We start from the raw sequence: 1,360 nt of genomic DNA on the forward strand, positions 1-1,360 counted from the left end.
CGGACCACACAACGTCCCCTCGCGCTCAGGCTGCTGGCCCGGCCCGAAGTGGGCGTGTTCCTCGGCGCCGTCGCCGTGTACGTGTTCTTCCTCATCACGGCCCCGCCGGTGCGCGAGGCCAGCTCGATGGCCAACATCCTGTACCAGTCGTCGACCATCGGGATCATGGCCCTGCCGGTCGCGCTGCTGATGATCGGCGGCGAGTTCGACCTCTCGGCCGGTGTCGCGGTGATCACCTCGGCGCTGACCGCGAGCATGCTCAGCTACCAACTGACGATGAACGTCTGGGTGGGCATCGTCGTCGCCCTCGCGGTGTCCCTCGGGATCGGCTTCCTCAACGGCTGGATGGTGGTCAGGACCGGGCTGCCGAGCTTCCTGATCACCCTGGGCACCTTCCTGATCCTCCAGGGCGTCAACCTCGCGGTCACCAAGCTGGTCACCACCAACGTCGCCACCGACGACATCAGCGACATGGACGGCTTCTCCCAGGCCAAGAAGGTCTTCGCCTCGTCCTTCGAGGTCGGCGGCGTCCAGGTGAAGATCACCATCATCTACTGGCTGGTCTTCGCGGCCATCGCGACCTGGGTCCTGCTGCGCACCAAGTACGGCAACTGGATCTTCGCGGTCGGCGGCAACAAGGAGAGCGCGCGGGCCGTCGGTGTGCCGGTGACGTTCATGAAGATCTCGCTGTTCATGCTGGTCGGCTTCGGCGCCTGGTTCGTCGGCATGCACCAGCTGTTCACCTTCAACACCGTGCAGTCGGGTGAAGGCGTCGGCCAGGAGCTGATCTACATCTCCGCGGCCGTCATCGGCGGCTGTCTGCTCACCGGCGGCGCCGGCTCGGCGATCGGCCCGGTCTTCGGCGCCTTCATGTTCGGCATGGTGCAGCAGGGCATCGTCTACGCCGGCTGGAACCCCGACTGGTTCAAGGCCTTCCTCGGCGTGATGCTGCTCGGCGCCGTCCTCATCAATCTGTGGGTCCAGCGCACGGCGACCAGGAGGTGACCGACCCGATGACCACCAGCAACGGAACCGGAACGCACGGCGCGATCCTCGCGGACACCGCCCCCGGGGCGGGGGAGAGCCCCCTCGTCGAACTGCGCAACGCCGGCAAGTCCTACGGCAACATCCGTGCCCTGCACGGGGTGGACCTCACCGTCCACCCGGGCAAGGTGACCTGTGTGCTCGGCGACAACGGCGCCGGCAAGTCCACCCTCATCAAGATCGTCTCCGGACTGCACCAGCACACCGAGGGCGAGTTCCTCGTCGACGGCCGGCCCGTCCGCTTCTCCACCCCCCGCGAGGCCCTCGACAAGGGCATCGCCACCGTCTACCAGGACCTCGCCACCGTCCCCCTGAT

2 protein-coding genes are annotated in these 1,360 nt (G+C 67.1%); both read left to right on the forward strand.

Annotation, left to right across the window (positions count from 1 at the left end; all coding sequences use genetic code 11):
* Positions 1-1,005: ABC transporter permease (locus IE275_RS45660; protein ID WP_189718602.1), on the forward strand; the 1,005-nt coding region annotated here is incomplete at its 5' end.
* 8 nt (positions 1,006-1,013) lie between these two features.
* Positions 1,014-1,360 (forward strand): ATP-binding cassette domain-containing protein (locus IE275_RS45665; RefSeq protein ID WP_189718603.1); only part of this gene is annotated, 347 nt, incomplete at its 3' end.

This window comes from Streptomyces phaeofaciens (assembly GCF_014648915.1).
GTDB lineage: Bacteria > Actinomycetota > Actinomycetes > Streptomycetales > Streptomycetaceae > Streptomyces > Streptomyces phaeofaciens.